The sequence below is a fragment of the Streptomyces sp. NPDC006140 genome (assembly GCF_040628815.1).
Taxonomy (GTDB): Bacteria; Actinomycetota; Actinomycetes; order Streptomycetales; family Streptomycetaceae; genus Streptomyces.
Genome location: NZ_JBEXTS010000015.1, coordinates 159,151 through 179,080, shown reverse-complemented (window position 1 = coordinate 179,080; position 19,930 = coordinate 159,151). Strand labels below are relative to the sequence as shown.

Annotated in this window: 14 protein-coding genes; 7 read left to right on the top strand and 7 right to left on the bottom strand. The window is 74.4% G+C overall.

All coding sequences use genetic code 11. The features are described 5' to 3' along the window. Window positions 1-66 precede the first annotated feature (66 nt). Entirely contained in the window at window positions 67-1,326 is a 1,260-nt protein-coding gene (locus ABZ386_RS32940) for an MFS transporter (protein WP_351340003.1), read from the bottom strand. A gap of 100 nt (window positions 1,327-1,426) precedes the next feature. On the opposite strand from ABZ386_RS32940, the gene ABZ386_RS32935 reads away from it, so the two are divergent. Further along, complete coding sequence (locus ABZ386_RS32935) at window positions 1,427-1,810, top strand: ArsR family transcriptional regulator (RefSeq protein ID WP_351340005.1); 384 nt, start codon at window positions 1,427-1,429, stop codon at window positions 1,808-1,810. 130 nt (window positions 1,811-1,940) lie between these two features. Further along, complete coding sequence (locus ABZ386_RS32930; protein WP_358967223.1) at window positions 1,941-2,840, top strand: hypothetical protein; 900 nt, start codon at window positions 1,941-1,943, stop codon at window positions 2,838-2,840. Between the two features lie 3 nt (window positions 2,841-2,843). Here ABZ386_RS32930 and ABZ386_RS32925 read toward each other — a convergent pair whose 3' ends face one another. After that, window positions 2,844-6,629: a WD40 repeat domain-containing protein gene (locus ABZ386_RS32925; RefSeq protein WP_358967220.1), complete on the bottom strand. Its 3,786-nt coding sequence runs from the start codon at window positions 6,627-6,629 to the stop codon at window positions 2,844-2,846. A 353-nt stretch (window positions 6,630-6,982) separates the two neighbouring features. On the opposite strand from ABZ386_RS32925, the gene ABZ386_RS32920 reads away from it, so the two are divergent. The 3 genes from ABZ386_RS32920 to ABZ386_RS32910 are packed head-to-tail and all read left to right on the top strand — an operon-like array spanning window position 6,983 to window position 10,130. Next, the gene (locus ABZ386_RS32920) at window positions 6,983-8,149 is read left to right on the top strand and encodes a histidine kinase (RefSeq protein WP_351340011.1); all 1,167 of its coding nucleotides are present in this window, start codon (window positions 6,983-6,985) and stop codon (window positions 8,147-8,149) included. Further along, window positions 8,146-8,958, top strand: coding sequence for a response regulator transcription factor (locus ABZ386_RS32915; protein WP_358967217.1), 813 nt, complete (start codon window positions 8,146-8,148; stop codon window positions 8,956-8,958). The genes ABZ386_RS32920 and ABZ386_RS32915 overlap by 4 nt, the downstream gene beginning before the upstream one ends. Beyond that, window positions 8,955-10,130, top strand: a complete 1,176-nt coding sequence (locus ABZ386_RS32910; RefSeq protein ID WP_356503823.1) for a serine hydrolase domain-containing protein — start codon at window positions 8,955-8,957, stop codon at window positions 10,128-10,130. The genes ABZ386_RS32915 and ABZ386_RS32910 overlap by 4 nt, the downstream gene beginning before the upstream one ends. A gap of 46 nt (window positions 10,131-10,176) precedes the next feature. Here ABZ386_RS32910 and ABZ386_RS32905 read toward each other — a convergent pair whose 3' ends face one another. The 3 genes from ABZ386_RS32905 to ABZ386_RS32895 all read right to left on the bottom strand — a co-directional run bounded on the left by ABZ386_RS32905 (window position 10,177) and on the right by ABZ386_RS32895 (window position 14,399). Beyond that, the gene (locus ABZ386_RS32905; RefSeq protein WP_114254276.1) at window positions 10,177-10,854 is read right to left on the bottom strand and encodes a response regulator transcription factor; all 678 of its coding nucleotides are present in this window, start codon (window positions 10,852-10,854) and stop codon (window positions 10,177-10,179) included. Further along, a complete protein-coding gene (locus tag ABZ386_RS32900) occupies window positions 10,851-12,089 on the bottom strand; it encodes a sensor histidine kinase (protein ID WP_351340022.1) in 1,239 nt (412 codons plus the stop codon). Before ABZ386_RS32900 ends, ABZ386_RS32905 begins: the two co-directional genes overlap by 4 nt. 105 nt (window positions 12,090-12,194) lie before the next feature. Beyond that, window positions 12,195-14,399 (bottom strand): MMPL family transporter, encoded by a 2,205-nt coding sequence (locus ABZ386_RS32895; protein ID WP_358967215.1) that lies wholly within the window; start codon window positions 14,397-14,399, stop codon window positions 12,195-12,197. Between the two features lie 350 nt (window positions 14,400-14,749). On the opposite strand from ABZ386_RS32895, the gene ABZ386_RS32890 reads away from it, so the two are divergent. Together ABZ386_RS32890 and ABZ386_RS32885 are read left to right on the top strand one after the other, a co-directional pair. Beyond that, complete coding sequence (locus ABZ386_RS32890; protein WP_033323720.1) at window positions 14,750-14,953, top strand: cold-shock protein; 204 nt, start codon at window positions 14,750-14,752, stop codon at window positions 14,951-14,953. Between the two features lie 153 nt (window positions 14,954-15,106). Further along, window positions 15,107-16,552 (top strand): DEAD/DEAH box helicase, encoded by a 1,446-nt coding sequence (locus ABZ386_RS32885; protein ID WP_351340027.1) that lies wholly within the window; start codon window positions 15,107-15,109, stop codon window positions 16,550-16,552. 15 nt (window positions 16,553-16,567) lie between these two features. Here ABZ386_RS32885 and ABZ386_RS32880 read toward each other — a convergent pair whose 3' ends face one another. After that, complete coding sequence (locus tag ABZ386_RS32880) at window positions 16,568-18,127, bottom strand: hypothetical protein (protein WP_358967213.1); 1,560 nt, start codon at window positions 18,125-18,127, stop codon at window positions 16,568-16,570. After that, window positions 18,124-19,920 (bottom strand): NAD(P)/FAD-dependent oxidoreductase, encoded by a 1,797-nt coding sequence (locus tag ABZ386_RS32875; protein WP_358967211.1) that lies wholly within the window; start codon window positions 19,918-19,920, stop codon window positions 18,124-18,126. The genes ABZ386_RS32880 and ABZ386_RS32875 overlap by 4 nt, the downstream gene beginning before the upstream one ends. Window positions 19,921-19,930: the final 10 nt, after the last annotated feature.

Here is a 19,930-nt window from a genome sequence, read left to right as displayed (position 1 = left end):
CCCACGACCGTGCCGAGGTCCACGCCGGTCCGCCCGGGGGGGTGGACCGGCGTCCTCGCCACGGCGTCACGCCGGCTCGGGCACCCGGCGGTGGCCGGTCAGGACGACGATGCCGCCGATGACGGCCAGGCCCATCAGGACGGTCCCGAAGACGGTCGCCCCGGTGGGCAGGCCCACGGCGTCCATGAGGTAGCCGGTGGACACGGGCAGGAGCCCGGCCGGGAGGTAACCGCCCACGTTCAGCGCGGCGTTGGCCTCGGCGAGCCGCCGCGCCGGGACGGTGGAGTTGAGCAGGGACAGGCCGCCGAGCTGGCCCATGCCCTGCCCGGCCCCGGCGAGCAGGGCGGAGGCGACGAGCAGCGCGACCGACGAGGCGTGCACGGCGGCGATCAGCGCGCCCATGCTGAGGGTGGTGCTGATCGCGCCGGCGGTCAGGATGGCGCGCCGGCGCAGCTGCCGCACGGCGAACTGGACGCCGGTGGCGGCGAGGAACATGACGAACGCCATGGCCCCGGAGACGATCCGGCTGGTGGTGCCGAGCAGTTCGGTCAGCAGGGTGGGGCCGAGCGACAGCACGAAGGACGTGGCGGTGATGCCGGGCGCGAACACCGCGATGCCGAGGGCGAGCTGGATGCCGTTGCCGTACGGCACGCCGGGCACGCGCACCCAGGCGCCCTTGCCGGGGGCTGCGGGACGGCGTACGGGCATGCGCAGCACGGCGAGGACGGCTGTGGCCAGCAGGACGGCCTCCACGGCGAAGACGGTCACGGTGGGCGCCGGGAGCGTCTCGGACAGCAGGCCGGCGAGGAGCGGGCCGAGGCCGGCCCCGAAGACCATCGCGCAGGAGGCCAGCAGCGCGGCGAGCCGCTTGCGCCCGGGGCCCGCCACGTCCGTCACGGCCGCCATGCCGGCGGAGACGACGGCGCCGACGGCGATGCCGGTGAACAGCCGGGCGATGATCAGCGCGGTCACCGTCGTGGCGGTCGCGAAGATCGCGCAGGCGGCGAGGGCGAGGCCGAGGGCGGGCAGCAGCACGGGCTTGCGGCCCAGCCGGTCGGAGACGACGCCCGAGACCAGCAGCGAGCCGAGCAGGCCGACGATGTAGAACGCGAAGACGACGGTCAGGGTGCCCTTGGAGAACCCGATGTCGCGCTGCCACAGCACGTACAGCGGGGTCGCCGCGTTGGACAGCACGAAGACGGCGGTGACGGGCCACGCCGCCAGCCACACCCACCAGGTGGGCGTACGGCGCTCCGGCCGGGCGGGAGGCGCGGGGCGTTGCTGTGCGTCCACCGCCTCGGCGGACACGGTCCGGCTCTCCGACATGGGTGCTCCCTCCGGCCAAGCTCAGTACGAGTTATTTCGAACTTAGCATGCAGTACGATAAAACTCGTACAGAGGATTCGGATGGAGGGAGGGGCGGCCCATGTCCGCGACGATGCGCCAGGTGCCGGTCATCCAAGTGGTGCCGGAGCCGGACGACCTGCCGGAACCGCTGCCCGAGCCGGCGGTGGAGGACCTGCGTCTCGAGACGGTGCTGGGCGCGCTGAGCGACCCGCTGCGCCTGCGGATCGTGCGGAAGCTGCTGCTGGAGTCCGAGGCGTTCGACCACTCCTGCGGCTGGTTCGGCCTCGACCGCCCCAAGTCCTCCCTCACCCACCACTTCAAGGCCCTGCGCGAGGCCGGCATCACCCGCCAGCGCCAGTACGGCCTGGAACGCCGCAGCCACGTCCGCGTCACCGACCTCAACGCCCGCTTCCCGGGCCTGCTCGACCTGGTGGCGGCGTGGACCCCACCCGAGAACCCCTGACCCCTGACCCGACGCCCGCGCCCGGCGTTGTTCGCCGCGGCGGACCGGGTGGCCGAACAATCCGTGCCTCGTTGAACTGGGGCTTCCGGCGTGCGACAGCCGGACCAGGGCACGGAGAGGGGTCGAACGGATGGGCAAGAGGGGCAGCGTCGTCGTGGTGGCCGCCGGGCTGGTACTGGCGCTCGGCGGCTGCGGCGGCGGGACGGACGAGAAGGCCGGCGCGTCGGACGGGTCCTCGGCGACACCGGCCCCGGCCCGGGCTCCGTCACCCGAACTCGTGGAGTGGGTCGGCGACCTGTGCGCGTCGGCCGTCGCCCTCAAGGAGCTGCGCGCGGACAGCACCGCACAGCTGAAGGAGATCCGGGACCCGGACGCGGAGATCTTCGCCCAAGCCCGGGCTCTCGGGCACCTCTCCGAGACGCTGACGGTGGTGGAGACCGAGCAGAGCGACCTGGAGGAACTGGGCCCCTCGGGCGTTCCCGCGGCGGACCGGCTGCTCGGCGCCTGGCGGAAGAAGGTGAAGGACGTCGTGCGCGAACTCCGGTCGATGTACCCGGACCTGGGCGGCGAGGACGCCGTCGACGGCGCCGCCAACGTCGACCGGCACGTCCAGACCCTCACCCCGCCCCGGCCGGACCTGCCCGGGCTGACGAAGCAGGACCCGCGGCTGGCGGCCGCGTATCAACGGGCCGAACAGTGCGCCCCGGGCTGGAAACCCCCCAAGGGCGAGCCCTCCGCTCCCCCTGCCTCGGCCGAGCCCACCGGCCCGCTGCCCGAGGCGGCGGACGGCAGGAACACCGCGGCCTGCTCGGACGGCGCGTGCGAGATCCTGGTGACGTCCACGGCCGACGTCACCGCGAACGGACTGAACGTGGACATCACCGTCGGCAACTCCGTCACCTTCCAGACCCCGGACACCATCATGAACCTCGGCGGCCAGGGCGGCGTGGCCCAGTTCGGCGACACCCTGAAGGTGACCGTCGTCGCGCAGAACGAACAGGGTGCGGTGCTGAGGTTCGCCAGGCCGTAGCGCCTATCGCCCCTCGCACACCCCCCGGTAAGCAAGTCGCGGCAGGCGTTCCCGCCAGTCGGTGCGGGTGAGAACGCCGGGGGTGTGGGTGCAGATGTAGGTGGCCGCGTGGTTGGGGGTCAGGGTCCAGAGTCGGGCCGTCAGGTCGTAGCCGGCGGAGGCGAGGGTGTTGCCGCGGGGGCTGAACGCGACGGTGGTGACGGTGTCGAGGTGGCCGGTGAGTTCCTGTCCGTGGGGCTCGGCGCGGGCCGGGTCCGTCACGTCCCACAGGCGGACCGTGTGGTCGCCGCCGCCGGTCGCCAGCGTCTTGCCGTCCGGGGCGAACGCCACCGCTCTGACGTCCGCGCGGTGCCCGGCCAGTTCTCCGAGCGCCTCGGCCCGGCCGTCGGGTGTCACCTTCCACAGCCGTGCCGTGCGGTCGTCGCTGCCCGTCGCGAGCGTCCGGCCGTCCGGGGCGAATGCGACCGCGTTGACCAGCTGTTCGTGACCGGACAGCACCGGGCCCGGCCGGCGCCGTGCCGGGTCGGCCACCTGCCACAGGCGGGCCGTGGCGTCCTCGGCGCCGGTGGCGAGGAGGCCGCTGTCCGGGGTGAAGGCCACGGAGGTGACGGTGTCCGTGTGACCGCGCAGGGGCGCGCCGAGCGGGCGTGCGCGGTCCGGGCGGCGGACGTCCCACAGGCGCGCGGTGTCGTCCGCGCCGCCGGTGGCCAGCGTGCGGCCGTCCGGTGCGAAGGCGACGGCGCGCACTCCGCCGTCGTGGGCCCGCCGGGGCCGGCCGAGCGGAGCGGGGCGGTCGGGTGCGGAGACGTCCCACAGGCGGACGGTGCCGTCCGCGCAGCCGGTGGCCACCGTACGGCCGTCCGGCGCGAACGCGACGGCGAGCACCTGGTCCTCGTGGCCGGTCAGGGCGCGCGGCAGCCGGCGCGGGCGGTCCGGGCGGCGGACGTCCCAGAGGCGGACCAGCCCGTCGTCGGTGCTGGCGGCGGCGAACAGCCGGCCGTCGGGGCTGAACGCGACGGCGGTCACCGGGTTGGTGAAGTCGGTCAGGACGGTCGGCGGCCGGTGCCAGAGCAGGACGTCGCCGTCGGCGCCGGTGCTCGCCAGGGTGCGGCCGTCGCGGCTGAAGGCCACCTCCCACACGGCCTCCGTGTGGCCGGTCAGCGGCTCCCCGAGTTGCTGCGGGTAGGCCGGGTTGGCGACGTTCCACAGGATCGGCGCGTCGTCCTCGCCCGCGCTCGCCAGGGTCTCGCCGTCGGGGCCGAACGCGACGGACATGACGGGCGCGGTGTGGGCGGTGAGGGGTTCGCCGAGCGGTGTGGGGCGGGCCGGGTCCGTCGCGTCCCACAGGCGGACGGTCTCGTCGAAGCCGCCCGTGGCCAGGGTGCGGCCGTCGGGCGAGAAGGCCAGCGTCCAGGCGGGGGCGGTGTGGGCGCGCAGGGGCTTGCCGAGCGGGGTGATGCCGTCGTCGGGGGCGTGGCGCCACAGCCGTACGGTGCCGTCGTAGCCGGCCGTCGCCAGGGTCTTCCCGTGCGGGGCGAAGGCGACCGCGCGGACGCTGGAGGCGTCCGAGGCGTCGGCCCGGGCCGGGCGGCCGAGGGGCGTGGGGCGGGCCGGGCCGGTGACGTCCCACAGCCGTACGGTGCCGTCGTCGCCGGCGGTGGCGAGGGACCGCCCGTCGGGGGCGAACGCGGCGGCGACGACGTTCTCCCCGTCGTGGCTCACCAGCGGGCGGCCCAGGGCGCGGGGCCGGTTCCGGTCGCCCGTGTCCCACAGGCGGATGGCGCCGCCGTCGCCGGTCGCCGCCAGCAGGTCGCGGCCCGCCGGTGCGAAGGCGACGGCGCCGACCCGGGGCGTGCCGAGGCGCAGTGGCTCGCCCAGGGCCCGCCCGGTGCTGTCCCACAGCCGGACCAGGCCGTCGTGGCCGCCACTGGCGAGGGTGCGGCCGTCGGGCGCGTACGCCACCGCGCTGCCGACACCGTCGTGGCCGGGCAGCCGGCCGGCGAGCACGCGGCCCGCGTCCGAGGCCAGCCGGGTCCGCAGGTCCGCGGTGGAGCGCATGCCGTAGGCGGCGACGTCGAGCCGGGCGGCCAGCCCGGCGTGGGTCGAGCGGAGCCGGTCGGCCTCGGCGGTGAGCTGCCCGAAGACGGCGTCGTCCCGTTCGGCCTGTGCGGTGGCCCGCGCCTGCAGGGCGACGACGGCGGTGCCGGTGGCGAGCAGGGCGAGCGCGGCGAGGACGGCCACGACCGTGCGGCGCAGCAGCACGGCGCGGTGCCGGCGGCGCAGCGAGGAGGTGAGGAACCGCCGTTCCAACGGGGTCAGTTCGTCACTGCCGGGGGCGGGCGGGAAGGCGTCGCGGGCGGCGGACAGCCGGGAGCCGGCGTAGAGCGCGGCGTTCTCCTGCCCGAGCGCCTGCCAGGTGCGGGCCGCCTCGGAGAGGGCGCGGTGGACGCGCAGCCGGTCGCGTTCGGCGTCGATCCAGGCGCGCAGCCGGGGCCAGGCGGTGATGAGGGCCTCGTGGGCGAGGTCGACGGTGCCGTCGTCGAAGGTGATCAGCCGGGCCCGGGTCAGGCGTTCCAGGACCGCCCGGGTGTCGGCGGGGTCGCCGAAGTCCAGCTCGGCGTGGTCGGTGGGGCGGCGCGTGTCGGCCGTCCCGTCACCGGGAGCGACCAGGCGGAGCAGGATCCGCCGCGCCAACTCCGCCTGCCGCCCGGTGAGTTCACCGTACGCCTGCTCGGCGGTCCGGACGACGGCGCCGTGCAGCCCGCCGGCCGCCTCGTACGCCGTCTCGGTCAGGACGCGGCCGCCGCGGTGGCGCCAGGTCTCCAGCAGGGCGTGCGACATCAGGGGCAGTCCGCCGGGGGCGCCCTCGACCTCGTCCAGGAGGCGGTCGGTCAGGGCGCGTTCGACGATCAGTCCGTCGGCGGCGGCCGGGCGGACGATGGCCTCCCGCAGTTCCGCGCGGGCCATCGGCCCGGCGAGCAGGGTCGCGTCCTGCAACGCGGCGGTCAGGCCGGGGTGTTCGGCGCAGCGGCCGAGGAAGTCGGCCCGCACGGCGATGACGACGCGCAGCCGGCTGCCGGCCCCGGTGGCGGCGACGAGCCGGTCGATGAACGCGTCCCGGTCGGCCGGGTCGGCGCCGAGGGTGTACAGCTCCTCGAACTGGTCGACGATCAGCCAGGTGTCGGCGTCCGTGCCGGGCACGGGCCGGAGCCGCTCGGCGTTGCGCAGGGGGTCGGCGCCGGGGGTGAGGATCCGTACGGCCGCGGGCGGGGCGTCGCCGTCCTCGCCCTGGGCGCGCAGCCGGGGGATCAGGCCGGCGCGCAGCAGGGAGGACTTGCCGCTGCCGGAGGGGCCGAAGACGGCGGTGAAGCGGTGTTCGCGGTTCAGCTCGGTCAGTCGCTCCATGAGCCGGTCGCGGCCGAAGAACAGCTCGGCGTCGCCCGGTTCGAACCGGGTCAGGCCCCGGTAGGGCGGCCGGGCCGTGTCGTCGGCGGCGGTCTCGGCGGCCAGTTCGGCGGACGCCTCCTGCCAGCGGCGCTCCCACTCGGCGAGGTCGCCGCCGCAGGCCCTGACGTAGGCGAGCGTCACCGCGCGGGTGGGCAGCTGCTTGCCCGCCGCCGCCTGCGACAGGGTGGTCACGCCGTACCGCGCCCGGCGCGCCATCTCCCGGTAGGTGGGCCGGCCCGCGGACTCGCGCAGCTCCCGCAGCCCGGCGGCGAACCGCTGCACCGGTCCGGCCTCCGGGTCGAGTTCGCCTTCGGCGCGCCCCGGCCCCGCTTGTCCCGGCACGTCCTCCCGCCCCCCTCCCCTCGTACGCCCTCCCCCGACCTTCGGCCGTACCGGCGGACGCGGCACGGGCGTTCACCCGATCCTCACGCTTCCTCCAGGTCACTCGGTTCCTCGGATGCCTCCCGGTTGTTCGGCGCAGGCAGGGGGCCTGCCGAACAATCCCGTACGGGGGTCGACTGACCGAGACGCCACGGCGTGGTCCGAGCCCTGCGAGGGGAGGGCTCGGACCGCGCCCGCGTCCACGAGGGGCCTGAGGAGGGGAGGGCACCGGCCCGCGTTCCGCCCGGTCGCCGAGCGGTGGATCCCTTACCGTTCCGGTGTCAGCCGGCACGGGACGGGGGTCGTGAGTCGCCATGGGCATACGCGGGGTGCTGCGGGAGTGGTGGGAGCGGGGGCGGGCCCTGGCAGCGGCCAATCCGCTGCTGCTCGACGTCGGTGTGGCGCTCCTCGTCCAGGGCGCGATGACCATGCCGTTCCTCGTGCCGCGCCCGCCCGGGACGTCGCCCGCGACCTGGGCCGCGTACGGGCTGAGCACCCTCACCGTGCTGCCCCTGGTGTGGCGGCGGCGCGCGCCCGTCGCCGTGCTGTTCGCGGTGCTGGCCGCCAACGCGCTGTACCGGCTGACCGTGGACGGGCCCGGGCAGCCGCTGCCGTACACCGGGCTCGTGGTCCTGTACACCATCGCCGCGGTCTCGCCCCCGCGGAAGCGGCTCGTCGCCGCGCTGGTCATGGTCGTCGCGGTGCCCGTGGGCGTGTGGCTGAACACGCGGTCCGCGCGGGAACTGACCTTCTCCTGCTTCGTGCTGGCCGCCGCCTACGTCTTCGGGCGGCTGACCGACGCCCGCCGGCGCGCGCACCTGGTCGAGGCCGAGCGGGCCGCCGCGCGGGAACGGGCCCGGATCGCGCGGGAGATGCACGACATCCTCTCCCACGCGGTGAGCCTGATGATCGTGCAGGCGGAGGCCGGGCCGGTCGCGGTGCGGCACGCGCCGGAGCGGGCGGAGGCCGCCTTCGACGCGATCTCGGCCACCGGGCGGGACGCCATGGCCCAGTTGCGCCGGATGCTGGGGGTGCTGCGCGACGGGGACGAACCCGGCGGCTCCCCGCGCGCCCCGCAGCCCGGACCGGCCGAACTGCCCGCCCTCCTCGACCGGGTGCGGGAGAGCGGTCTCGCCGTCGAGTACGTGACGACGGGCATCGTCCGGCCGGTGCCGGAGGGGGTCGCGGCCACCGTCTTCCGGGTCGTCCAGGAGGCCCTGACCAATACCGTCCGGCACGCCGACGCCCGTACCGTGTCCGTGCGACTGGACTACGGGGAAGCCGAGTTGGAGGTGCGTGTGACGGACGACGGGCGGGGGCCGCGTCCCGTGCCCGGGGCCGGCGGGCACGGGCTGGTGGGGGTCCGGGAACGGGCGGCGGCGCACGGCGGCAGCGCGGTCGCCGGGCCCGGAGCGGACGGGCGCGGGTTCGAGGTGCGGGTGCGGATCCCCGTACCGGTCGCGGTGGAGGCGGGCTCGTGACGATCCGGGTCGTGGTGGCGGACGACCAGGAGCTGGTGCGCAGCGGCTTCGCGATGATCCTGGACGTCCAGCCGGACATCGAGGTCGTCGCGGAGGCGGGCGACGGGGCGGCGGCGGTCGAGGCGGTGCGGCGGCACGCTCCGGACGTGGCGCTGCTCGACATCCGGATGCCGCGCCTGGACGGCATCGGGGCGTGCCGCGCCATCAGCTCGGCGGGCGACTGCCGGACGGTGATGCTGACGACCTTCGACTCCGACGAGTACGTGTACGAGGCGCTGCACGCGGGCGCCAGCGGGTTCCTGCTGAAGGACGTCCGGCGGGACGACCTCGTGCACGCGGTGCGGGTCGTCGCCCGGGGCGACTCGCTGCTCGCGCCGTCGGTGGCCCGGCGCCTGGTGGAGCAGTACACGCGGCCCGCCGCCGCCCGGCCGCGCCGGCCCGACCCCCGGCTGGACGTGCTGACCGCGCGGGAACGCGAGACGCTGCTGTTGCTCGCGCGCGGCCTGTCGAACGCCGAGATCGCCGCCGAGCTGGTGGTCAGCGACCACACGGTCAAGACGCATGTCGGCAACGTCCTCGCGAAGCTGGGGCTGCGGGACCGGATCCAGGCCGTGATCTGCGCGTACGAGACGGGCCTGGTCACGGCCGGGGATCCCCCGCCCGGGGGAGCGGCCCGGGCCGGTGCCTCCCCCGCACCGGGGAGGAACCGGCCGGCCCGAACCGCCCGCGGGGGCGATCCGCGTGCCGTCCCCGGTCCGGAGGATGGAGCCGTCCACAACGACGGTTCCCACCACTGGAGTCGACCATGAAGGCCCGTACCAGCCTGCTCGCCGCCGCGCTCGTCGCGGGGGTGATGGCGGGGCCGTCCGCGCTGCCGGCCGCCGCCTCGGCCCCGGCCGCGTCGCCCGCCGCGGCGCAGGCCTCGGACCCCGCCCTCGAAGCCGCCCTCCGAGCCGCTCTGGCCGGCCTTCCCGGCGCCGACGCGACGGCGGCGCTCGTGCGGGTCGGGGGCGAGGAGGGCGTCTGGCGGGGCAGTTCGGGCGTGCACGACCTGCGGACCGGCCGCCCGGCGGATCCGGCCGGCCGCTTCCGCGTCGGGTCCGTCACCAAGGTCTTCACGGCGGCACTCGCCCTGCAGCTGGCCGCCGAGGGCCGGCTGGACCTGGACCGCAGCGCCCGCTCCTACCTGCCGGAGCTGATCCCGGCCGCGTACGGGAGAGTGACCGTCCGGCAGCTCCTCGACCACACGCACGGCATCCCCGCGCCGGACCTCCCCGGGACCACCGTCGAGGAGTGGTACGCCCACCGCTTCCAGGTCCACGACACCCGGGACCTGGTCCGCTCGGCGACGTCGAAGAAGCCCGAGTTCGCGCCGGGCGAGCGGCAGCACTACCTCAACATCGGGTACCAGATCGCCGGGCTGGTCATCGAGCGCGTCACCGGCGACACCTACGAGCGTCAGGTCGCGCGCCGGGTGCTGAAGCCGCTGGGGCTGCGGGACACGTACTTCCCCGGGGCGAACCCGCGCATCGTCGGGCCGCACAACCACGGCTACCAGCGGATGCGGCTGGACGACGGGACACCCGGGCTGCGCGACGTGTCCGTGTGGGGGGCGACGGACGCGTGGGCGGCCGGGGACCTCATCTCGACGACGGCGGACCTGGAGCGGTTCACGCAGGCCCTGTTCCAGGGGCGGGTGGTGCGCGGACCACTGCTGGAGGAGATGTTCACCCTGCCGAAGGTGACCGACCTCCACAGCGGCAAGCCGGCCGCCTACTCCGTCGGCCTCTCCATGAAGGAGCTGGGCGGACGCGAGGTCTGGGGCAAGACGGGCGGACGCTGGGGCTACAACGCGGCCGTCGCCGCCACCCGGAACGGCTCGCGCACCCTCGTGTACAGCGTCAACTCCACGGACGCCAAGGGCCGGGACATGAACAAGGTGGCGGAGAACATCATGGTGGCGGCGTTCGGCCGGCCGTAGCCCAGCCCTCGCACAGCCGGCCGTAGCCCCGCCGCAGCCACGGCCCTCACGCCGGGGGCGTCGCCCGGACCAGGCCCGTCTGGTAGGCGATGACGACCAGTTGCGCCCGGTCGCGGGCGCCCAGCTTGGTCATGGCCCGGTGGATGTGGGTGCGGACGGTCAGCGGGCTGAGCGTGAGGTCCTCGGCGATCTCGGTGTTGGACCGCCCCTCCGCCGCCAGGGCCATCACCTCCCGCTCCCGGACCGTGAGGTCGGCGAGGCGCTCCGGCGGTGCCAGGTGCGTGCCGGGGGCCGGTGCCATGAGGAAACGGGTGATGAGGGAACGGGTGGCACCGGGCGAGAGGAGCGCCTCGCCCGAGGCCACGGTGCGCAGGCCGGTCAGAAGGGTGTCGGCGGTGACGTCCTTGCCGAGGAAGCCGCTGGCGCCGGCGCGCAGGGCCTGGGCGACGTAGTCCTCGGTCTCGAACGTGGTCAGGATCAGGACACGGGTGGCGGACAGCTCCGGGTCGGCGCACAGGGCGGAGGTGGCGGTCAGGCCGTCGGTGCCGGGCATGCGGATGTCCATGAGGACGATGTCCGGGCGGTGGGTCCGGGTCAGTTCCACCGCCTCCGCGCCGTCGGAGGCCTCGGCGACCACCTCCATGTCCGCGCAGGAGTCGATGAGGATCCGGAACGTGGCCCGCAGCAGGGCCTGGTCGTCGGCGAGCAGCACCCTGATGCTCAAGGTGTCGGTCCTTCCGTGAGGTGGGCGGCGGGTTGCAGCGGCAGCGCGGTGGTGACCTCGAAGCCGCCCTGGGGGCGGGGACCCGCGCACAGCTCGCCGCCGATGGACTGGGCCCGTTCGCGCATGCCCATGACGCCGAAACCGCGGCCCGGGGCGGCCTCCGGCTTGCTGGGGCCCTCGTTGGTGACCGTGAGCAGCAGCCGGGAGCCGGTGTACTCCAGGCGCACGTGGGCGGACTCGGCGTCGGCGTGCTTGCTGACGTTGGTCAGGGCCTCCTGCACGATCCGGTACGCGGTCAGGTCGACGCCGGGCGACAGCGGCTGCGGCTCGCCCTCCGTGGTGACGGTGACCGCCAGGCCCGCCGACCGGCACGCCGACACCAGCTCGGGCAGCCGGGCGAGGCCGGGGGACGGCTCCAGCGGCGGCGCGCCCGGGGCGTCGTCGTCCTGGCGCAGCAGGCCCAGCGCGGCCTTCAGCTCCCGCAGCGCGGAGGACGTGGTCCCGGTCAGGTCGGTGAGGATCTTCTTGGTCTGCTCGGGGTTGGTGAGGGCCAGGTGGGCGGCCGTGCCGGCCTGGGCGTTGGCCAGGGCCATGTGGTGGGCCACCACGTCGTGGAGCTCCCGGGCGATGCGCACCCGCTCCTCGGTGACGCGCAGCCGGGCCTCCTCCTCGCGGGTCCGCTCGGCGTGCTCGGCCCGGGCCTGCACGGCCTGGAGGTAGGCGCGCCGCAGCCGGGTCATGTTGCCGGCGGCGAGGGGCAGCATCAGCCAGAAGAACGGGCCGATCGTCCGCAGCAGCAGCGAGAGGTGGTCCATGGAGTCGGCGACCACGGCCGCGCCGATCACGCCCACCAGGGTGGTGATGCCGTAGACGCGGGTGGTCTTCCGCTCGGTGAGGGTGGCGAGCCAGTACAGCGCCGCCATGATCGGTGCCAGCAGCAGCGGTGTGAGCAGGTAGCCCATGGAGACCGCCGCGACGGTGCAGGCCCCGGTGACGGTGACGGCGATGCGCGGGTAGGCGCGGTGCTTGAGCAGGACGAGGCAGGACACGCCCATGAGGGCGACGGCGGTCTTGTCCTGGTCGGGCGGGTCGGCGTTGGGCAGGGTGAGCGAGGCACCGAAGGTCGCGCAGGCCAACAGCGCCAGGACCGTCGCCAGATCGACGAGGAAGGGGTGCCGGACGGCGAACTCCTCCAGGCGGTCCGCGTAGCGCCGCTCCTGACTGCTGGTGATCATGGTGCTCTCCGGTGGGTGGGCTGTGACCATCGTGGTCGACTCCGGGTGCGAACGCCCGGGGGCCGCCCGTGTCCTTCGCCACGGGCGGCCCTGGGGTGGGGTTCCTCAGGTGCGGGCCAGCTCGGGTGCGGCCTCGGCGGCCGGTTCCGGCTCCGGCCTGCGGCTGAGTGCCTCGCCCTCCACGTCGACGCGGGGCAGCAGCCGGTCCAGCCACTTCGGCAGCCACCAGGCCTTGTCGCCGAGCAGGGCGAGGACGGCCGGCACGATCGCCATCCGGACGACGAACGCGTCGAACAGGACGGCCGAGGCGAGCCCGAACCCGATCATCTTGATCATGGAGTCGCTCTCGCCGATGAACCCGGCGAACACCGCGATCATGATCAGGGCCGCGGCCACGACCACCCGGGCGCTGTGCCGGAACCCGGACGTGACGGCCCGCGCGGCCGTCTCGCCGTGGACGTAGGCCTCCCGCATCCGGGAGACGAGGAACACCTCGTAGTCCATCGCGAGGCCGAAGACGATGCCCACCAGGAAGATCGGCAACAGGCTCATGATCGGACCGGTCTGCTCCACACCGAAGAGCTCCGCCCCGTGGCCCTCCTGGAAGACCACGACGACCGCGCCGAGGGAGGCCAGCACCGACAGCAGGAAGCCGAGGGCCGCCTTCAACGGGACGAGCAGCGACCGGAAGACCACCAGCAGCAGCACGATCGCGAGGCCCACCACCACGATCAGGTACGGCACCAGCGCGGCCTGCACCTTCGCGGCGATGTCGATGTTCATCGCGGTGGTGCCGGTGACCTCGTAGGTCGCGCCGCTGTCCGACTCGATGCCGGGCCGCTGGTCCCGGATGGCCGTCACCAGGTCCTTGGTCTTCTCGTCGGTCGGCGCGGTGGACGGCACGGCCGAGAAGACGGCGGTGTCGCCGGCGGCGTTGAAGCGGGCCGGGGAGACGGACACCACGCCCTTCGTGGCGCCGATCTCCTCGGCGATCGCGGCGGCGGCGGCCTTCGGGTCGGCGGCGCCCTTGCCGTCCACGACGATGGTCAGCGGCCCGTTGAAGCCCGGCCCGAAGCCCTCGGCGAGCGCGTCGTAGGCCCGGCGCTCGGTGGTGGACGTCGGCTTGGCCTCGTCCCCGGGCATGCCCAGCTGCAGGCCGGTCACCGGCACGGCGAGGGCGCCCAGGCCCAGGACGCCGAGGATCAGCACGGGCAGGGGGCGGCGCAGCACGAACCGGGCCCAGCGGGTGCCGCCGTTGGCCTCGGTGCTCTCCTCGAGCCGGCCGCTCTTGCGGGCCTTGCGGGTGAGCACGGCGTTCGGCCAGAAGCCGAGGAACGCCGGGACGAGGGTGAGCGCGATCAGCACGCCGACGGCGACCGCGCCCGCGGCGGCCAGGCCCATCTTGGTGAGCATCGGGATGCCGACGACGGCGAGCCCGGCGAGCGCGATGACGACGGTGAGCCCGGCGAAGACCACCGCGGACCCGGCCGTGCCGACGGCCAGCCCGGTCGCCTCCTGCGGCGTGCGCCCCTTGGCGCGCTCCTCCCGGTACCGCGAGACGACGAACAGGGCGTAGTCGATGCCGACGGCGAGGCCCAGCATCATCGCGAGGGTGCCGGTGGTGGTGGACAGGCCGAGGGCGCTGGACAGGGCGAGGATCGTGGCCATGCTGACGCCGACGCCTATGACGGCGGTCAGCAGGGGAAGCCCGGCGGCGGCCAGCGAGCCGAAGGTGATGAGCAGCACGACGGCGGCGATCGCGACGCCGATCACCTCGGCCATGCCGCCTGGGCCGCCCTCCTCGGCCAGCGCGGTGCCGCCGGCCTCGACGGTCAGCCCGGAGTCCCGGGCCTGGCCGAGGGCGTGCTCCAGGTGGGTGCGGCTGGCGTCGGTGAGGTCGTTGGCGCCGACCTTGTAGGTGACGGTCGCGAAGGCGGTCGAGCCGTCCTGGCTGATCGTCTTCGCCCGGAACGGGTCGACGGCGCTCGCGACCTGGGTGCCGTCGCCCAGGTCGCCGACCGCCTGCTCGATGGCCTGCTTGTTGCCGGCGGCGGTGACCTTCTCGCCGCCCGGCGCGATGAACACGACCCGGGCCGTCGCGCCGTCGGCGGTGGCTCCGGGGAAGCGCTGTTCCATCAGGTCGAACGCCTTCTGGGACTCGATGCCGGGCATCGAGAACTCCTCGTCGACGGCCCCCGGCGCCTTGAGGGCGCCCAGCCCCACGGCGGCCAGGACGGCCGCCCAGACCAGGGCGACGTACCAGCGTCGCCGGAAGGCCATACGGCCCACTCGATACAGGAAAGTAGCCACGGCAGGAGGTCTCCACATCTCGTGTCGATCGTCCGTCCAGCGTGTCCGTCCGAGGGGCCTGCCGTCGTCGTGCGGCTGCCGACAATCCGGGGTACTCGCCACGCAGTAGAACCGGCGCCCGGGTCCACCCCGGGTACGAGATTTTCCGGGCCTTCCGGCGCCCCCTGTGCTACCGTCGTTGTTGTTGCAGTTTTGGTTCCCAGAGACTTCGAGTGCTCTATCGACCTTTTTGTCGACGAGCACTCTTTTTTGTTTCCGAGATTTTCGGATCTCTCCACAGGGTGATCATTTCGGCGACTACGGGTCCGCAAGGTGCGGGCCCTGAGTACTGCCCCTCAAGGGAGATTCATATGGCTACCGGCACCGTCAAGTGGTTCAACTCGGAAAAGGGCTTCGGCTTCATCGAGCAGGAGGGCGGCGGTCCCGACGTGTTCGCCCACTACTCGAACATCGCCACCTCCGGCTTCCGTGAGCTGCAGGAAGGCCAGAAGGTCAGCTTCGACGTCACGCAGGGCCAGAAGGGCCCGCAGGCCGAGAACATCGTTCCCGCCTGACGTCGGCGCGCATGCCCTGACCGGGGCCCGCACCCCTTGCGGTGCGGGCCTCGGCTCTTTTCGTTTCCCCTACCGGCTCGCTCTTGCGAATCCTGCGGCGCTCCGGCGCCGCCGCGCATTCCCCGATACGTGCCGCATCGAGGAAGGTTCCCCTTGGACCGCACGGCTCGCAGGAACAACGGCTCCACCCGCTCCCGCAACGGCGGGTTCCGCTCCCGCAAGGCGGCCGGACAGAACACCACCGCCCGCCCGGCGGGCGGCAACGGCGGGCACCGCCCCGCCGCCGGCCGGGAGTTCGCACCCCCGGTCACCCTCACCCCGGCGCTCCCCGCCGTCGAGTCGTTCGACGAACTCGACCTGCCCGAGCGGCTGCTGACGGCGCTGCGCGCCGAGGGCCTGACCGCCCCGTTCCCGATCCAGGCGGCGACGCTGCCCAACTCGCTGGCCGGCCGGGACGTCCTGGGCCGCGGGCGCACCGGGTCGGGCAAGACGCTCGCCTTCGGCCTCGCCCTGCTGGCCCGCGTCGACGGGCAGCGCGCCGAGTCCCGGCAGCCCCTGGCGCTCGTCCTCGTGCCCACGCGGGAGCTGGCCCAGCAGGTCACCGACGCCCTCACGCCCTTCGCCCGGGCGCTGCGGCTGCGGCTCACCACGGTGGTCGGCGGGCTGCCGATCGGCCGGCAGGCGAACGCGCTGCGCACCGGTGCCGAGGTCGTCGTCGCGACGCCCGGGCGGCTCAAGGACCTCATAGACCGCGGCGACTGCCGGCTGGACCAGGTCGGCGTCACGGTGCTCGACGAGGCCGACCAGATGACCGACATGGGCTTCATGCCGCAGGTGACCGCCCTGCTGGACCAGGTGCGGCCCGGGGGGCAGCGGATGCTGTTCTCGGCCACCCTGGACCGCAACGTCGACCGGCTGGTCCGCACGTACCTCCACGACCCCGTCGTGCACTCGGTCGATCCGTCCGCGGGCGCGGTCGCCACGATGGAACACCACCTGCTGCACGTGGAGGACGACGACAAGCACGCCACCACGACCCGGATCGCCGCCCGCGACGGGCGCGTGATCATGTTCCTGGACACCAAGCACGCCGCGGACCGGCTGGCCAAGAAGCTGCTGGCGGTCGGCGTGCGCGCCATGGCGCTGCACGGCGGTAAGTCCCAGTCGCAGCGCACCCGGACCCTGGCCCGGTTCAAGGACGGCCAGGTCACGGTGCTGGTGGCGACCAACGTGGCCGCCCGCGGCATCCACGTCGACAACCTCGACCTGGTCGTCAACGTGGACCCGCCCGGCGACCACAAGGACTATCTGCACCGGGGCGGCCGGACCGCCCGGGCGGGCGAGTCCGGCACCGTCGTCACGCTGGTCCTGCCGCACCAGCGCCGGGAGATGAGCCGGCTGATGGCCGACGCCGGCATCTCCCCGCGGATCACCCGGGTCCGCTCCGGCGAGGCCGAGCTGAGCCGGATCACCGGTGCCCGGGAGCCGTCCGGCGTGCCGGTCGTCCTGGCCCCGCCGGCGGCCGAGAACCGTCCCGCGCGCACGGGTTCCGCCCCGGGCGGGCGGCGGGGCGGCCCGTCCCGGGGCCGCCGCCGCTGAACTCGCCGCCGGGCCTCACGCGTCCGGCGTCAGCCGGAGCACCGTGCCCTCCGCGTCGGCCGACAGCAGCAGGGAGCCGTCCGGGGCGGCGGCGAGGCCCGCGAACGGGGGCGCGAGGCCGGGTACGCCGTGCGCGAAGAGGGCCGGGGCGGGCGCGGTGGCCCGGGGCGGGCCGACCGCCAGGTCCTCGGCCGCGACGCGGGACTCGCCGGTGGTCAGGGAGACCGACCACAGGCGGCGGTGCCCGGTGTCCACGGTGAACAGGGCGTCGCCGTGGACGGCGAGGCCCTGCGGGGCGCCGAGGCCGTCCGTGAGGACGACCGGCTCCCCGTCGTCGACGCGGAGCACGGCCCCGAGCCGGTCGTCGCTGACGTAGCAGCGCCCGGCGGCGTCGAGGGCCACGTCCACGGGGTGTTCGAGGCCCTCGGCGAGGACGGTGACCGTGTCGGACGCGTCGACGGCGAGGACGCGGCCGGCGCCCGTCTCGGCGACGACCAGCGTGCCGTCGGACCGGGCCGCGATGCCCAGGGGCCGGTCCAGGCCGGTCGCCCGCAGGCGCGTGGAGGCGTCGGCGGGGTCGTAGGTCTGGACGGTGCCGTACTGGGACGTGGTGTGCAGCAGGCCGCCGTCGGCGGTGATGCCGTGGCAGAAGGGCCGGAGGATCTCCGTGGCCACGTCGCCCGAGCCGTCCCCGGCGGGGTGTTCCGGGCGGGCCACACGGTAGTGGTCCGCCGCGTACACCGTGCCGCCGAGGTCGATGGTCACGCCGTAGGGGCCGTCCAGGCCGCGCGGTACGAGGGTCCGGGTGCGGCCGTCGGGGTGCAGCTCGGTGATGCCGCCGCTCGCGAAGCTGGAGACGAACATGCGGTTCTCCGCGTCGAACGCGGCGTTGTCCAGGCCCGTGACACCGCTGGTGACGAGCGAGCGGGAGCCGCTGCCGTGCAGGTCGACGCGGGTGACGATGCCTTCGGGACCGCGCGAGAGGACGTGCAGGACGCCGCCTTGGTCGAAGCGGACCGCGACCGGGTCGTGCACGTCCTCGGCGACGGACTCCGGCACCCCGCCGTCCGGGGGGATGCGCCAGACCTGCCGGCTGACCATGTGCGGGTAGTAGAGGCAGCCGTCGGGGCCCCGTTGCATCGCGTTGCCGAAGGCCAGCCCGTCGGTGAGGACGACCGGGTCGCCGCCGCCGGGGAAGAGCTCCAGCAGACGGCCGTTCATCCGCATCTCGTTGACGAAGAGCCGGTCGCCGACGCAGGTGATGCCGTTGGGCACCTTCACCTCGTCGGAGACCAGGCTGAACTCCCCCTCGGGGCCGCGGCGCCATACCCGGCCGGGGACCAGGTCGGCGATGTACATCGAGCCGTCCGCCCCGAACGCCAGGTCGTCGGGCGACTGCACCGGGCCGTCCGCCGGGACCACGATCTCGATGTCGCCGGTGGCCGGGTCCACGGCGCTGATCCGCCCCGCGAGGAACTGCGCGACGTACAGCCGCCCGTCGGGGCCGAACGCGACGCCGTTGGAACCCTGGAGCGGGTTGGGCGGGTTGAGGCGTTCGGACCGCCACGGCGTCATGAGCCCAGCACCTCGTCCATGCCGCCCTCCGCGCGCCAGCGCCGGATCAGCTCGTAGAAGGCGATCGGGCCGTCCCCGTACGTCTCGCCGCGCGGTCGCGGCATGCCCTCGGCGTTGTAGTAGCCGGGGGTGCACTCGGACTGGAACGCGAACAGGTCGACCGACTTCTCGCGCAGGGTGGCCACCCAGGCGTCCTGTGCCCCGGCCGACGGTTCCACGCGGAGGGACCCGCGCCTGCGGGCCTCGGCGATCACCTCGGCGACATGGGTGGCCTGTTCGTCCAGTACGTGCACGTAGTTCACCGAGCTGGCGGACTGCACCGAGCCCAGCATGAACAGGTTGGGAAAGCCCCGGCTGTAGAAGCCGTGCAGGGTGCGCGGGCCGGTCGTCCGCCAGGCGTCCAGCAGGGCGACGCCGTCCCTGCCGTACGCGGGGAGCTGCCCGGACAGCAGGCCGGAGACGCCGACCTCGAAGCCGGTGCCGAAGACGACGCAGTCGACCTCGTACTCCACGCCGCCGACCGCCACGGCGTGCTCGGTGACGCGCTCGACGCCCCCGTGGTCGGCCGTGTCGACGAGGGTGACGTTCGGCCGGTTGAAGGTCTGCAGGTAGCTGTCGCTGAAGGTGGGCCGCTTGCACATGTAGCGGTACCAGGGCTTGAGCTTCTCGGCCGTCTCCGGGTCGCGGACGATCGCGTCGACGCGGGCGCGCAGTTCGTTCATCTTCTGGAAGTCGGCGATCTCCTCCAGCCGTTCGCGTTCCTCGGGCGGGAGGCCGGCGAATCCGTCGCTCGGGATGAGCTTCTGCTGGAGGCGGGCGCTGCTGGTCCAGCCGTCGGCGACGAGGTCCTCGTCGGTGCGGGCGCCGGTGACGACCGCGAGGAAGTTGTCCCGGCGCCGCCGGGCCCAGCCGGGCCGGAGGGAGGCGGCCCACTCGGGGTCCGTGGGGCGCTGGCCGCGCACGTCCACGGAGGAGGGCGTGCGCTGGAAGACGTACAGATGCCGGGCGTCCCGGCCGAGGTGGGGGACGACCTGGATGGCGGTGGCGCCGGTGCCGATGAGGGCGACCCGCTTGTCGGCGAGCTTCGTCAGGCCGCCGTTCGCGTCGCCGCCGGTGTAGGCGTAGTCCCAGCGGCTGGTGTGGAACATGTGCCCCTTGAAGGTCTCGATGCCTTCGATGCCGGGCAGTTTGGGCCGGCTGAGCAGCCCGGTCGCGACGACGACGTGGCGGGCGGTCATGCGGTCGCCGCGGTCGGTCGTGACGGTCCAGGCGGACTCGCCCTCGTCCCAGCGCAGTTCGCGCACCTGGGTACGGAAGCAGGCGTCGCGGTAGAGGTCGAAGTGGCGTGCGATCGCCTGCGCGTGCTCCCGGATCTCCTCGCCCGGCGCGTACTTCCACTTCGGGACGTAGCCGAGCTCCTCCAGCAGCGGCAGGTAGACGTACGACTCGATGTCGCAGTGGATGCCCGGGTACCGGTTCCAGTACCAGGTGCCGCCGAAGTCGGCGCCCTTCTCGATGATCCGGATGCCGCGCAGACCCGCCTGCCGCAGCCGGGCCCCGGTGAGGAGGCCGCCGAAGCCGCCGCCGACGACCACCACGTCCACGTGGTCGGTCAGGGGCTCCCGGGTGAACCCGGGCTCGGCGTACGGGTCCTCGTCGAAGCGGCCGAACTCGCCGGTGGTGCGCCGGTACTGGCGGTTGCCGTCCGGGCGGATCCGCCGGTCGCGCTCGGCGCGGTACCGCGCGCGCAGGGCGTCCGGGTCGAAGTCGAGCGGGGTGTGGGGGATGGACATGGGGGTCCTC

Excerpts from the sequence above, each read along its gene's own strand:
- ABZ386_RS32940 (WP_351340003.1), bottom strand. The coding sequence starts at position 1,326 with ATGTCGGAGAGCCGGACCGTGTCCGCCGAGGCGGTGGACGCACAGCAA.
- ABZ386_RS32935 (WP_351340005.1), top strand. The coding sequence starts at position 1,427 with ATGTCCGCGACGATGCGCCAGGTGCCGGTCATCCAAGTGGTGCCGGAG.
- ABZ386_RS32930 (WP_358967223.1), top strand. The coding sequence starts at position 1,941 with ATGGGCAAGAGGGGCAGCGTCGTCGTGGTGGCCGCCGGGCTGGTACTG.
- ABZ386_RS32920 (WP_351340011.1), top strand. The coding sequence starts at position 6,983 with ATGGGCATACGCGGGGTGCTGCGGGAGTGGTGGGAGCGGGGGCGGGCC.
- ABZ386_RS32910 (WP_356503823.1), top strand. The coding sequence starts at position 8,955 with ATGAAGGCCCGTACCAGCCTGCTCGCCGCCGCGCTCGTCGCGGGGGTG.
- ABZ386_RS32900 (WP_351340022.1), bottom strand. The coding sequence starts at position 12,089 with ATGATCACCAGCAGTCAGGAGCGGCGCTACGCGGACCGCCTGGAGGAG.
- ABZ386_RS32890 (WP_033323720.1), top strand. The coding sequence starts at position 14,750 with ATGGCTACCGGCACCGTCAAGTGGTTCAACTCGGAAAAGGGCTTCGGC.
- ABZ386_RS32880 (WP_358967213.1), bottom strand. The coding sequence starts at position 18,127 with ATGACGCCGTGGCGGTCCGAACGCCTCAACCCGCCCAACCCGCTCCAG.
- ABZ386_RS32875 (WP_358967211.1), bottom strand. The coding sequence starts at position 19,920 with ATGTCCATCCCCCACACCCCGCTCGACTTCGACCCGGACGCCCTGCGC.